We start from the raw sequence: 12,991 nt of genomic DNA, 5'->3' as shown, positions 1-12,991 counted from the left end.
TTTTTACCAGCCATACGTAATACGTATTCGCCTTGTATAAACCATAAGCGAATAATAGATATAAAAAAGACGCCCTTATAGATGCCTTCTTTGTTCAAATGTTAGACTTTCAATTTAGCGCAATGCTAATTTTATGCAGCATTTCCTGACTCAATATCGGAAGATTCAATGTTGGAAGATTCAGTTTCGGAATCAACGCTTGAATCAGTAGTCTCCAAATCAACCACTTCAGGCTCAACTGCTTCTAACTGCACAGGTACGCCGTTGACCGCCGCATTACCACTTAACTGATCGATTAACGTATCGTCCGTCAAGTCATTCACACTGACGCCTGCATGCGCTTGAGCAATCTTCTGTTTCACACCTTTACGGCCGTGACCCCAACCATGCGGGATGCTCACCACTCTTGGCATCAGCTCATCGGTGACTTCTGCGATGATATTCACACTGCCAACGCGTGAGGTAACTTTTACGTTTTGACCGTCCTCGATACCGTATTCTTTGGCCGTTTCAGGATGCAACATAAGCGTACAGCGTGGCTTACCTTTTACCAACCGATAGCTGTTATGCAACCACGAATTATTACTACGTACATGGCGACGACCAATCAATAGAATCTGCTGATCATCATAGTCCTGCATCATCTCCTGTACGCGCTCTAAATCTGCTTGATAAAAATCAACGTTAAGATGTATTCGCTTGTCCTTATGTTTTAAAGCTTCTGGCAACATCCTTTTGAGAGCCCCTAAATCAATTCCATGCGGATTTTTCTTTAGTTTCTTTAAGTTTAGACCCTTATAAGGCCCACGCTTTAGTCCCTGGTTGAGCACAAACTTCGGTCCCAAAACCTTTACTAGTAGACGCTCAACTCTGGTTGCCAGTGGTGCTTTTTTATCTAAACGTTTTGCCAATTCTAAGTAGATTTGCCAGTCATGTTTGGCACTTTTTTTCTTACGGAATAAAGCTTTTGAATATTTAGCCACGTTATGTACGGCAAAATTGTTAAAAGTGACGTCATAATGATCGCGCTCTAGTGGTGATACGGGTGGCAAAATGATATGGGCATGACGACTGGTTTCAGTAACGAAGTAATCAATAGCGACCATAAAGTCTAAGTTGGCAAAAGCCTCGTCTAATTTTTCACCATTGGGCGTGCTGAGTACAGGGTTGCCAGCGACAGTCATAAATCCTTTTAACTGTCCCGCACCTTCTACCAGCATCTCATCCGCCATCGCCACGACTGGATAATCACCATTGAAGTCAGGCAAATTACTCACGCGGCTATGGCGCTTACCTAAATAACCTGGACCTGAGTTATTGACCACATCGACTGCAGGATTGGGGAACATTAGACCACCCACTTCATCCAAACGACCCGTAACAATATTAATGACCATAATCAAATACTGACTTAATAAGCCAAACTCTTGCACCGATACGCCCATGCGTCCATAACAAACGGAGCTTTCGGCTTCACAAAATTCTTTGACGAGTCGTTTAATCTCACTTACAGAAATGCCAGTAATATCAGCTACGGATTCGGCGCTATAGTCTTTAGCAAAGTCTGCAATGCGCTCAATCTCTGGTGCTAAGGCCGCCGCCCTATTATTTTTAGCGCGCGCTTTGTCCGCATAACCTTGTAAATAGATTTCATTAAGCATGGCAAGTAATAGTAAGACATCCGTCGCTGGGCGAATAAAATGATGCTCGCTAGCAATATCTGCCGTCTCGGTGCGTCTTGGATCTATTACCACCACTTTGCCATCACGGGCTTTGATATCTTTGAGCTTTTGGCGCATATTCGGTGCGGTCATAATACTGCCGTTAGACGCCAGCGGATTGCCGCCAATGATGAGCATATATTGGGTACGATTGACGTCAGGCACAGGAATGCGCAGCATATGCCCAAACAGATGCATACTCACGATATGGTGCGGCAGTTGATCGATAGAAGTCGCAGAAAAACGACTACGCGTTTTTATACTGGTGAGTAAATGCTTAATCGTTAACATGCCGCCCAGATTATGGACGTTAGGATTACCTAAATAAATACCAAGAGCGTTTTTACCATGTTTTTTCTGTACCGACTGAATACCAGCCGCCACTTTATCTAGAGCATCTGGCCAGCTAATCTCTTTCCAACCGTTAGCGGTTCTTTCAACCGGATGACGCAGGCGATCATTGTCTTCATGCAAGTCCTGCAAGGCAGTCGCTTTTGGACAAATATAACCTTTGGAGAATGGATCGTCTTTATCGCCTTTAATCGATAATACCTTGTCACCATCGTGCTTGATGACGATACCGCACATGGCTTCGCATAAATTACAGGTTCTAAAATGTGTTTGCTCATTCGTCTTGGTTTGTTCACTACTCATGGTCGCGCTCCCTGTTATTTCTAATATCTTGTTTCGATATAAATTCCGTTTTATGACTTCAATATCTTTAATAACCTTAATGGCTAGCTACTAAATAATTAGCCATTTACTCTTCGCAATTCTTTTATAAAAAAACTGCTGAACAGTGAATCAAAGTTCTTACTCAACATCGTAATTGCTTGCTGTCGTGAATAACGTTGTTGATGGCAGCCCAATATCAATTCATGTACTTGGGCAGCAGCGATATCGACACAGAGGTTAACTTCAGATTTCTCAAAAGAGCACTCGGCTGACTGTAATCCTTGCATGAATATATCCGTCCACTCTGTTTGTATCTCGCTAATTAGGCTTCCCAAGCCTTTATCTTCTACTTTTGAACCAAAGCGCAGACTGTCTTCGATTAAGCGTTGAAACAATTCGATATTCTGAAACGCTGCATCAAAAATCATGGTCAAACAGTGCTGACAACGCTGATTGAATTGATCTCTGGTCAGCGTTGCATAGTCTTTTAGCATATTCACCCAAGCCATTCGCATCGGTGATAAATAGTTATCTTTAAGCTGTTCACTTAACTCATGCTGCAACGCATCTAAGCTATCAAAATGGTTATAAAAACTTGGCTGGGCAATACCTGCGCCTTTCGCGATTTTATTCATGCTCATGCCACAAGCGCCTTCTAAGCTATACAGCTGCAAGGCACTTTTCAATAAGGCATGACGCGTGTTAGCTTTTGCCAGTTCACGCTTTGTTTCCGTTTTTGTATAACTTACTACTTTGAGTGTATTCACTGTCAATCTACCGTAGCTTAATCAAGCATATAATGTATTTATTATTTCAACTATAAGGCTATAGTCATTTAGACAATAAGTCTATAATTAAATCTGCAGCAAAGCTTAATTATTTTAAAATAATATTTACTGAGCCTTTGCATCTCTACTAATTACTTTTAAATTTGCTTACTATTTTTACGTATTTTGCTGGAAACTACGCTAGTTATTACACAAATATGCGACTCATAACATAGGCATGCTAATTTCTATAAAAGAGCAACACTCTAAACATTGCGTATACAGACAAGGCAATTTTGAACGCCTATATTAGATATCACCAGCTAGCCTATTGATATTTACCGATAGCTACTGAGTAAAGTTACAAATCAAAGAAAGACAGATGGAAGAAACGTCTCAAAATTCAATTTAATAATTAAAAGAAGGAAAATAATAATGAACGAACATACTCTAAAAGGCGAATGGAACCAAATGAAGGGTTCAGCTAAGCAAAAATGGGCTGACCTAACTGATGATGATTTATTACATGTTGAAGGCAGCCGCGACAAACTAGTAGGCAAAGTGCAAGAACGTTACGGTCACAGCAAAGATGATGCTGAACGTGAAGTAGATGAATGGCGCCGCGAAAATAAATACTAAGTTTTTTTATGACATAAGTAAGTGAATAGTATTTGAGTTAATACGAGCTTAAAAGCAAAAACCGCATGGAGTTCATGCGGTTTTTTATTGACTAGTGTTTCATGTAGAGTTTGGTGAGTATATCTAGAAAAATGACTGAAAAGTAAAAGAGATATGAGAGATTTGATCTACCAAAACTTTCTCAATGTCCAGACACGATAAAACCGCATAGCAAATAATTGTTATGCGGTTTTATTGTTAACTATCCATGTTACCTATCACGACTGTTTCCTATGCATCCTTGCATAATATTCAGTATATTGTGATACTGGGCATCCTACCCTTTTTACTACGGTTATCAGCAAAGGTTGTGCGTCCTTACTTCATTTACTATTATCATCCTGATGCTTGTAAATGAATCATTATCCTTAATGCGGTTAACTCAATCCTTGAGTCGTACTCCCTAATGCCGTGTGACTATAATGCCAAACTATCACCTTCCTGTTAAGTCGCATAAACGTCATTGCTTGTAAGCATATGCTTACACGAATATTTCAAAATGATGTGTTTCTAATTTTTATACAGTAAATTTTAAATTATTTCATTGATTAAATGACAAACTGACATGGCAAATAAAATCAGAAAACCCCCGGATCACTTGACCTGCCGAGACAAATATAATTTTGATGAAAGTTATAGACTATCTCCACTCTCCCTCTGCTATTGAAATTCCTAGCAACGAAACCACTGTAAATAATATAATTTTTATTATTTTATTTTCTTTACATGCCTCTAGTTACATTGCAAATTAACATTCAATTAGCGATAAACCTAGCAATGGGAAGGATATTATTTACTATTAGCTAGTTATTATTGATTAAAAACCATTGAATTATTGCAGACGCATGGATTCTGTTTACATTTTATTAACGCTACCGACATTTGTTATCAAGTTTTGTAGACTACTATGCTTATGTAAGAAATTATTTCAAAGCTCAGAATAATGAAATAGCAGGATATTTTGGAAGTTATTTAATAAGTATTTTCTCTTATGCTATTGAAGTGCGATACCGTTTATAAAACTAGAACAACCTAATAAATAATAATGGTAGAAAAGAATCGTTTGCATAATAAGTTTTGAATCACTAGAGGAGAAGAGAAATTATGACATTTATATCTCGATTAACCATGAAAGCTGCCGTTTCAGCGGGTCTGGCAGTTACGCTATTAGGCGCCACCGTAGGTTGTACCGTGGCATCAGGTTACGATAATCAACCAGTCTATCGTGATGGCAGTTTTAGTCGTGCTAGCCAGCAATTACGCCAAGAGCTACGTCGCAGCGGTTACGATGTGATAAATATCAGGTCTGATGACTATCGTGGTCGCCAAATACTTGTTGTGCATGCAAAAAAGAAGAATCAGCTTTATGAATTAAAATATACTTATCCTGACCTTCAGCGTATTAGTTCAGTTAAGAAAGACTGGTCAAACGACTGGCAAGATAACGATGATTATCATAAAGATAAGAACAAACACAACAAGCAAAACTATGGTAATGGTCAGTACAAAGACAAGGGTAAAAAGAAAGGTCACAATGTCGAAGATAGGCTCAAAAACGAATCACGTTATCCAGTGATTAGGCAGCGTGCGATCAGAAAGGTCAGTGCGATGGGCTATCGAGTCACAGATATCGAACTCGATGAGAAGAAAAAACGCGGCATATTTGAGATTAAGGCAACACGTGGCGGACAAGACTATGATATTGAGCTTAGCTATCCCAACCTCGATGTAATCAAGGTTAAAAAAGACTGATTATTAATGAAATTAGCATTAGCACGAAGTTAAGCTTTTGGCATCGTTCAAGTTTTGGTGCCCTAGGTCAAACAAGCCAGTTTATGGTTTTGTTTGGCTTTTTTTTGTCTCTGATATTTAAGCAATGACTGTTGTCTTTGCAGAATTTATCCTCAAAAATCTAAAACCTTTATAACGTCATAAGCTGGGGTTTCATAAGGATGCGCATCTTTTAATGCCGCAATGACCTTATTAATGACGTCCTCATCAACCACCATTTCAACTCGCCATTCATCAACTTCTTCAAGTTTGTCATGCATACCAATATGCGGCGTACTGCCTGCCAATGGCCTGAACTGCCCCGTTCCCTGTACTTGCCAACAGCACTGCTCATAATTACCGATAGCCCCAGCACCCGCGCTAAATAGTGCAGATTTGACCTGCTCTAAAGCACTGTCTGGAATAAAAACCGTCAATTTATACATACATTGGCCTCATAGTTTTAGTTTGATGAAGAAATCACCCAAAAAGAAATCATGCAAAACAATCATACCCTTTACTTTTTTGATAAAGAAGGATGATCCGTCCATACGTAACGCAGTAGCCAGTCTTTCGCATCACCAGCATAATCAATGCCGATACGTGGACGTAGCGATAACGGCGGCTGACAACCATCATCTTCAATCCAGACATTTGATGCAGGACTAATAGTTTTACTATATAAAGTGCGGTCAATTTGCAGACGTTTAGTCAGTTTACCTGGGCCAGCAAACTGCTTTGAATGCGTTAATTGTTTGTCAGCGCTAAGATGCTGCTCATCTATCAATCGATCACTACAGTCCGTTAAAAACCCAGCTCGTATTAATACCGATTCAGGTGACTCTGCAGGCCCACTGATTAAATTAAGCATGTGATGTACGCCATAAGTAAGATAGACATAAAACACCCCACCTTGCTCATACATAATCTCAGTCCGTGACGTACGGGTGCCTGCATGCGAATGGCAGGCAGGATCATCTTCACCAATATAAGCCTCGGTTTCAGAGATACGCATACGCAATGTTTTGACCTCTCCATCACTATCAGTTAACTGTCTACAAAGCACCTTACCCACCAAGTCAGCGGCAACCACACACGTTGGACGAGTAAACCATATTGGCTCTAGCACAGTGGTTGTAATAGCTTTAGACATAGGTATCAATCAGCCTGTTTTAAAAAATAAAATTTATTATATGAATAATAAGGCCTCTTAGTCGTGTATCTTTCTTGGTGGTTCAGTTATTTTTTGCATAAAAAAACTGAGCGCAGGGCTCAGTTCTTTATAATTATTTTATCCGTATTCAGCACGAGCTTAATAAGGCATTTAGCTTAATGGCACACCAATACGCTTAGCAACTTCTTCATAAGCTTCAATGACATCACCTAATGACTGACGGAAGCGGTCTTTATCAAGTTTCTTCTTAGTGTTTTTGTCCCAAATACGGCAACCATCTGGCGAAAATTCATCACCTAAGACGATGCGATCATGGTACACACCAAACTCTAATTTAAAGTCCACTAGCATCAAATCGCCAGCTTCAAACAATGCTTTAAGTACATCGTTAACTTGGTAAGTTAGCTTTTGCATTTGCGCCAATTGCTCTTCATTCGCCCAGCCTAACGTCACCGACAATGATTCGTTGACCATTGGATCACCAAGTGCATCATCTTTATAGAATAGCTCAAAAGTAGGTGGCGTAAGTGCTTGACCTTCTTCCAAACCCAGACGACGTACCAGACTACCTGCAGCGAAGTTACGCACGACGCATTCCACTGGAATCATATCGAGACGCTTAACCAATACTTCATTGTCTGACAGCTGCTTTTCAAAATGAGTTTCGATACCAGCTTCTGCTAACTTTTGCATAATAAAAGCGTTAAAGCGGTTATTTACCTCACCTTTACGTGCCAACTGCTCAACTCGCTTGCCATCAAAGGCAGAGGTATCATCACGAAAGTGTAAGATTAGAAAATCATTGTCGTCAGTCTCATAGACAGATTTTGCTTTGCCTTTATAGAGCAATTGTTGCTTTTGCATGGTGGAGGGTCCTGTTCATTCAAACTTATATGATAAAAACGCGCAACTACCGCCAAAAGACTGGCGGTATAACTGGGGATCTAAATCTTTAATTAGTAGGTGTTGCAGTCACTGGAACTGCACGCTCAGGCTTTGGTAGTTGATACTGTTTGCCTGATTGGTTCTGTAATTTAAGCGTGTTGGCACCAAGATTTGGTGTTGGGTATAACGGTACAAATGGCGCGGCTTCTTGAGCTACAGGCAGCTCTAGTGGGGCAAGTTTTTTGCTGTCTTGATATTCTAAGCTGCCATTGTCGCGCTTGCCAAGTAGCTCTTTAGTAGCTTGACAGCCACTCAATACTAAAGTGCTGCTTAAAACCAAAGTGAGTATAGCGGTAAGTCGTTTTGGGGTAGTTAATGATGCTTTCATCATATTATCTCTCAGAGTTAGCAATCGACACTCATATGGAGGCGGTGCTGGTAATATTTAGCACCGCATCTATAATCAACTTCTAGCCGATATTTATAGTAAGTTGGCCCGTACTAAAGCGGTATCAATAGTGGCATGGTGTTCTTCAGCCAACCATACTAGCGGCAGACGGATACCAGTATCTATCATACCCATTTTATGTAACGCGTATTTTGCTGGAATAGGACTCGACTCAATAAATAGATCGCGATGCAAGTGCTTAACAATATCGTGTGCCGCATTTGCTGTATCAAAATCACCACGCAGAGCGGCTGTGAAGGTTTCACTCATCAATTTGGGAGCGACGTTTGCAGTCACAGAGATATTACCTTTTGCGCCTACTCTCATTAAATCAAGCGCAGTGCCATCATCACCAGATAAGATGACAATTCTATCACCGACAGCTTTAATTAATTGCTCACCGCGACCAACAGAACCAGTTGCATCTTTGATAGCTACAATATTGTCGATATCAGCTAAACGCTCTACGGTTTGTTGTGCGATGTCTACGACCGTACGACCCGGCACATTGTAGAGCATTTGCGGTATGTCAACTGCTTCAGCAATAGCCTTGTAATGCTGGTACAAGCCTTCTTGTGGCGGCTTATTATAATAAGGTGCAACTAACAGCGCACAGTCTGCGCCAGCCTCTTTAGCGTCTTGGGTCAGCTTAATAGCTTCAGTCGTATTATTGGCGCCCGTACCAGCTATGACTGGTACGCGGCCGTTAACATGCTTTACAAAATAGTGAATGACATCACTGTGCTCTTGCATAGATAAGGTAGCAGACTCACCAGTGGTTCCAACCGCAACGAGGCAATGGGTGCCTTGCTCGATCTGCCAGTCTATGAGGTCTGCCAGACGTTTATAATCGACCTTGCCGTCAGGGTGCATGGGCGTTACCAAAGCTACCATTGAGCCTTGTAGTCGGGTCTTGATGTCGTCGTATGCTGTACTCATAACTGTGCCTTACTGTATTGTCCTAGCTTTGGTTAAAGCTATTACATGATAGGTCGTGTGCAAGGACTGCTGCCCTGCTTCATTAAATATTAACATCAACTACTAATATAAATGCCCGATAGTGTAGCATATTTTGATTTAATCGCTCACTAACAATTGCGCTTCAATTGGCTATTATTTGTAGAGAACTCAAACTTAACTTTTCTTCTTGGCTCACAATTAAGTCTAGTGCAACTTATCAGCATGGGTAAAACCTTTTGCTTACTCTCAACGAATCGTCAATACGTCGATGGTGGGACGGCGCAGACGAAATGGTGACCCACGTGTACCAATACCACTACTCACGAATACCTGTGCGCTAGCATGTTGATATAAACCGCGTCTATTATCAAAACCAGTATAAGAGACAATAGTGGATTTAATACCAGCCTCGCTATTAGAACGTTGCTGCAGCGATGAGTGACTTAAATTGTCACTCGGTTTTACTGATTTTGCAGCAGCTGCAATCAGTAGTGGTCTTGGCTGCAATGCTTTTGGTAAATCTGTAATACTATCAAAGCGTGAGGCAAGAATAATAACTGGTAACACAGCTTCTTCGATTTTAGTACAAAGTTCTGCTTTGTCGGCTACCACAATGACATCACTATTGGCGGTGATATTTTGAGTAGATTTATCTATCTTAGAAGGTTTGGTTACTGGGTTTTTACAAGACTGTGCATTGTCAACTTGTAAGCTTGCGCCTTTAAGATAATACGGCGGCATATCTTGCCAACCGCACAACATCGCAATATGAGGTGCAAGATTTGAGCCTTGCGATCGTACACTTTGAGGATTATTTGTAGCGGAACGGGTAGATATCGGCGGCAGGGAGCGGCATTGCTGACCAATATAGGTAATGTCGAGCACATCAAAGGCGCAAGCTAAAGTATCTTCTAATAATGGCTGCCCCTGTTTGGTGGTATTCATCGACTGATAGCGCAAGTCTGAAACACTCATTACCGTATAAATAGGCTTATTGACTCCTTTAAAGAGCATCAGTTGCCCGACTAAATCGGCACCCGGATAATAAAGCCAATCACCAGTAATCAATACCGCATCCGCTGATAACTCGTTAATTGTCGCAACAAGTTTACGTATATGTCGCGGTTTACCACTATATAACCCAATCCGTAAATCTGCCAATACCGCTACGGTCAAGGGTGCTTTTAAACCAATATCAACCGTTTGGTGGTGCAGGCGCAAACAATTAGGCTGCACGATAACGGTATAAAAATATAACCCCATCGCTACTATCGCAATCACTACTATCGGTAGTGATAACTGCGCCAGCATTGGCGTCACGTTTTGTGCTCGACCGATCACCAATAGCAGCGCCCAAATCGGCATGGTGTAAGCCGCATAATACAATGCCAACTTTGGCCATATGCGCATAAAGCGCTTGCTAGGATTGGCATTAAAAGTTTGTAACCCTGACCACAGTATCACGTACGCTAACAGTGCTGTTGCGGTAAGCATACTTAGCGTATAAACGGCGTGGTCAATCATGAATACCTAGCTATAATATAGACGTACAAAAATAAAAAACCCTAATACTAACTTATGATAAAAAACCAGCCATTATAAGGGGCGATGTCCACGATAAACAAGCCCCATCAGCTATCATTCGTTACTGTCCTTTCACAACTGACCTTACTCAATACGTAGACCGATAATCGCTGGTATACCCTGACGCATAACTTCAATAGTCACAACGCCCTTGGTTGGTAGTGATGAGATAGCACTAGAAAAATCTGCAGCTTTAGCAATAGGCTTTTGATGTAAGTTGGTGATGACGTCCCCTGCCATGATACCTGAACGCGCCGCCAATCCTGTTGGATCAACCGCGGTGACTAGCACGCCAGTCTTACCATCCGTAGCTAGCTCCGCTTGCTCTTCAGGGGTCAAGTTACGTAAGCGCAAGCCTACACGCACCTCATTATCTTGCTGATCGCGACCTTGCGCTTGGACATCACTTGGCGCATGACTAAGCTTACCCGATACGTTCAGCTGTTTACCATCACGTTGTACTTGCGCACGAAACGTCTCATTAGGTTTGCCACGGTTAATGAGATTTAGGAGATCAGATGCTCGCATTATTTTGATATCGTTATATTGTAAGATAATATCGCCTGTTTTAAGTCCTGCCTTTTGAGCTGGCGAGTCTGGCGATACGCGGGTCAAAAGTGCACCTTGTGGCCGTGCCAACTTATAAACCTCTGCCAAATTACGATCTATATCCTGCGGATAAATACCTAAGTAAGCACGCGTTACCTCACCGTTAGATTTGAGCTGCTCATAAATATCCATCGCAGCATCTATGGGGATAGAGAACGATAAGCCCATATAGCCGCCTGTACCACTAAAAATTCGTGAGTTAATGCCGATCACTTCACCGCGCTGGTTAAATAATGGCCCGCCTGAGTTACCAGGATTGAGCGCTACATCAGTTTGAATAAAGGGCACACTGGTCTCGCGTGAAAAACTACGGGACTTGGCGCTCACGATTCCGGCAGAGGCCGAATAATCAAAGCCAAATGGAGAACCAATTGCCAATACTGGCTCACCGACTTTTATGATATTAGAATCGCCAATAGGCAAAGCTGGGAATTGACTGCCTGAAACTTTTAGCACAGCTACATCTGAGCGCTCATCACTACCAATCAATGTGGCATCAAGCTCCGTACGATCATTTAGCGTAACGGTAATTTTATCTGCGCCTTCCACTACATGATGATTGGTCAGCATATAACCGTTAGATGTCACAAAAAACGCCGTGCCATAAGCATGTTCAATTGCTGGTGTTGCTGCCTGTTCAGGGATACGTATGCGGTCACCAAAGAACTGACGCAATAAGTCAGCGGTTTGGGCTTTAGCCAGCTCTGCTTCACTGACCGTCTTGGTAACGTTGACGCGCGCCACGCCTGGGGTTACTTGCTGGACAAGATCAGAAAAATCAGCAGTAATGACCGCCGCTTGGGCGCTGGAGATAGTCATTGCACTGATAGCCACTGTACCAGCTGTAATCATAACCGTACTTAACGAAGCTGCTAGCAGGCTAGCCTTTAGTTTGCGCTGTATCCTATGAGCAATTGGTTGACTCTTCATATTATTATTCCCCGTTTTTAAAGTTCAATTATTTTGAGTTTCATTTTTTTATGTTTTAGTCATTTATATGATGATGTCAGCTTATTCTCACTAAACTATCAAACACCAATCTGCATTATTATTGAATAAACGTCTACTCACAAAGACTGCTATACATTCACTTAACTCTTATTACTATCTATAAGTCAATACACTTACAGAATAAGTTCTGTCCCATTCTCAAGATATCCTTATCTTAGAAAAACTTAGTGACTGTTCTATCGTGTTTACATTATGCAGGATAACATTCGTCATGGCTACGTACCTGCTTCCTTGTATACAGATGAGTATATACAAAAAACACCTTATGAAGTGATGCCGCTTATCGTAAATAAACATTGTCATTAATAGCTTAATATCTCCACACGCGCAGTGCGTTTAACACAAGCAAAATTAAATCATGGTATGATAACAAGCCAAATAATTTAAATAACAGACAAAAGTCTACAATAAAAACTACTTATTTCTTTGATAAATTTATCAAGTTATAGGTTTTACTTTTATTGTTTCGCTCTATCTGTTTGTGCATTATCAGATGACTTGTATAGGTCTCTGAACGCTTTTTCCTATTATGTTGATTTCTACGACTGTTCTTGCCAATTACCCTATGGCCTGAATACCCTTTATGATGATTAGCGGTAAATAAAACCGTTATAACCGTTTGCAATAACCATTTGCTATAGCAAAACTTAGGGTCTATTTGACGTTTACAAGTAGCCGCTGTTAGATTGTAAGCATACCCTAATGTATA

11 protein-coding genes are annotated in these 12,991 nt (G+C 41.1%); 2 read left to right on the top strand and 9 right to left on the bottom strand.

The features are described from left to right. Positions 1-131: 131 nt before the first annotated feature. The gene (locus AK825_RS00935; RefSeq protein WP_068033919.1) at positions 132-2,375 is read right to left on the bottom strand and encodes a molybdopterin oxidoreductase family protein; all 2,244 of its coding nucleotides are present in this window, start codon (positions 2,373-2,375) and stop codon (positions 132-134) included. A gap of 98 nt (positions 2,376-2,473) precedes the next feature. Next, positions 2,474-3,163, bottom strand: a complete 690-nt coding sequence (locus AK825_RS00930) for a TetR/AcrR family transcriptional regulator (protein ID WP_068033917.1) — start codon at positions 3,161-3,163, stop codon at positions 2,474-2,476. A 435-nt stretch (positions 3,164-3,598) separates the two neighbouring features. Between AK825_RS00930 and AK825_RS00925 the strand changes: the two genes are divergently transcribed. Both AK825_RS00925 and AK825_RS00920 read left to right on the top strand, forming a co-directional pair. Next, positions 3,599-3,802, top strand: coding sequence for a CsbD family protein (locus AK825_RS00925; RefSeq protein ID WP_068033914.1), 204 nt, complete (start codon positions 3,599-3,601; stop codon positions 3,800-3,802). 1,143 nt (positions 3,803-4,945) lie between these two features. After that, positions 4,946-5,593 carry a PepSY domain-containing protein gene (locus AK825_RS00920; RefSeq protein ID WP_068033912.1) on the top strand — a complete coding sequence of 216 codons (648 nt, stop codon included), beginning with the start codon at positions 4,946-4,948 and terminating at the stop codon, positions 5,591-5,593. A gap of 152 nt (positions 5,594-5,745) precedes the next feature. Here AK825_RS00920 and AK825_RS00915 read toward each other — a convergent pair whose 3' ends face one another. From AK825_RS00915 to AK825_RS00885, 7 genes are all read right to left on the bottom strand, one after another. Continuing rightward, positions 5,746-6,057: a YqfO family protein gene (locus AK825_RS00915; RefSeq protein ID WP_068033911.1), complete on the bottom strand. Its 312-nt coding sequence runs from the start codon at positions 6,055-6,057 to the stop codon at positions 5,746-5,748. Positions 6,058-6,128: 71 nt separating this feature from the next. Next, positions 6,129-6,764: a DNA-3-methyladenine glycosylase gene (locus AK825_RS00910; protein ID WP_068033908.1), complete on the bottom strand. Its 636-nt coding sequence runs from the start codon at positions 6,762-6,764 to the stop codon at positions 6,129-6,131. A 171-nt stretch (positions 6,765-6,935) separates the two neighbouring features. Continuing rightward, a complete protein-coding gene (gene purC / locus AK825_RS00905; protein ID WP_068033906.1) occupies positions 6,936-7,649 on the bottom strand; it encodes a phosphoribosylaminoimidazolesuccinocarboxamide synthase in 714 nt (237 codons plus the stop codon). Between the two features lie 88 nt (positions 7,650-7,737). Further along, a complete protein-coding gene (locus AK825_RS00900; RefSeq protein ID WP_227514092.1) occupies positions 7,738-8,061 on the bottom strand; it encodes a hypothetical protein in 324 nt (107 codons plus the stop codon). A 90-nt stretch (positions 8,062-8,151) separates the two neighbouring features. Further along, positions 8,152-9,057: a 4-hydroxy-tetrahydrodipicolinate synthase gene (dapA, locus tag AK825_RS00895; protein WP_068033902.1), complete on the bottom strand. Its 906-nt coding sequence runs from the start codon at positions 9,055-9,057 to the stop codon at positions 8,152-8,154. 267 nt (positions 9,058-9,324) lie between these two features. Next, on the bottom strand, positions 9,325-10,602 hold the full coding sequence (locus AK825_RS00890; protein ID WP_068033900.1) for a hypothetical protein: 1,278 nt from the start codon (positions 10,600-10,602) through the stop codon (positions 9,325-9,327). A gap of 144 nt (positions 10,603-10,746) precedes the next feature. Further along, positions 10,747-12,201, bottom strand: coding sequence for a Do family serine endopeptidase (locus tag AK825_RS00885; RefSeq protein WP_082787123.1), 1,455 nt, complete (start codon positions 12,199-12,201; stop codon positions 10,747-10,749). Between the last annotated feature and the right edge of the window lie 790 nt (positions 12,202-12,991).

The sequence above is a fragment of the Psychrobacter sp. P11G5 genome (assembly GCF_001593305.1).
Classification (GTDB): domain Bacteria; phylum Pseudomonadota; class Gammaproteobacteria; order Pseudomonadales; family Moraxellaceae; genus Psychrobacter.
Note: the sequence above shows the minus strand (reverse complement) of the source record. Positions and strands in the feature narration are given on the sequence as shown.